General features: G+C 57.5%; 1 rRNA gene. It reads left to right on the top strand.

Annotated elements, in window-relative coordinates:
• Window positions 1–343 precede the first annotated feature (343 nt).
• Window positions 344–1,000 (top strand): 23S ribosomal RNA (locus ACH01S_RS45680); the annotation flags it as partial.

Genomic DNA, 1,000 nt, shown 5'->3' with positions numbered 1-1,000 from the left:
CTCATCGCTCATGCGATCCGGCTAGTACCGCCGCTGCAACCTCAGGGTTGGAGCGGAGTGGGAACGACGGTATCGGGTGGGAGGGGAGCTGGGCACGCTGTTGGGTCCTGAGGGAACGGGCTACCTAAGCCTGGGTGACCTCGGATCGCGGGACCAAGACCACGGCTCTTCACGGGGTTGTGGTTTTGGTGGGCCCGGTTGTTTTTTGAGAACTGCACAGTGGACGCGAGCATCTCTGGTGAGACTCGATCTGGCGGAAGAGTCCTTTCCCGGTTTTGTTGGGTGGGGGTTTCTTCTTCTGGTTGGGTCTTGTCTTCTGCGATTTGTTTTGATCGTTTTGTGTGTTCAAGTTTTTTAGGGCATACGGTGGATGCCTTGGCATCAGGAGCCGATGAAGGACGTGGGAGCCTGCGATATGCCTCGGGGAGTCGGCAACCAGACTTTGATCCGGGGATTTCCGAATGGGGAAACCTGGCACCCGTCATGGGGTGTCGCCGCCGTCTGAATGTATAGGGCGGTTGGTGGGAACGCGGGGAAGTGAAACATCTCAGTACCCGCAGGAAGAGAAAACAATAGTGATTCCGTGAGTAGTGGTGAGCGAAAGCGGAGGAGCCTAAACCGTGCGCGTGTGATACCTGGTAGGGGTTGCGTGTGCGGGGTTGTGGGACCATCCGGCTGGGTCTACCAGTCCAGCAAGGAGTTACAAACTGCTCGGGTAGTCGAATGGTCTGGGAAGGCCGACCGTAGACGGTGAGAGTCCGGTAGACGAAATTCGAGTGGCTTCTGGGTGTGTTCCCGAGTAGCACGGGGCCCGTGAAATCCCGTGTGAATCTGCCACGACCACGTGGTAAGGCTGAATACTTCCTGGTGACCGATAGCGGACCAGTACCGTGAGGGAAAGGTGAAAAGTGCCCCGGTGAGGGGTCGTGAAAGAGTACCTGAAACCGTGTGCCTACAAGCCGTCAGAGCGTCCTCACAGGGCCTTTCGGGGTTTTGTGTT

The organism is Actinomadura chibensis NBRC 106107 (assembly GCF_001552135.1).
GTDB classification, from domain to species: domain Bacteria; phylum Actinomycetota; class Actinomycetes; order Streptosporangiales; family Streptosporangiaceae; genus Spirillospora; species Spirillospora chibensis.
Note: the sequence above shows the minus strand (reverse complement) of the source record. Positions and strands in the feature narration are given on the sequence as shown.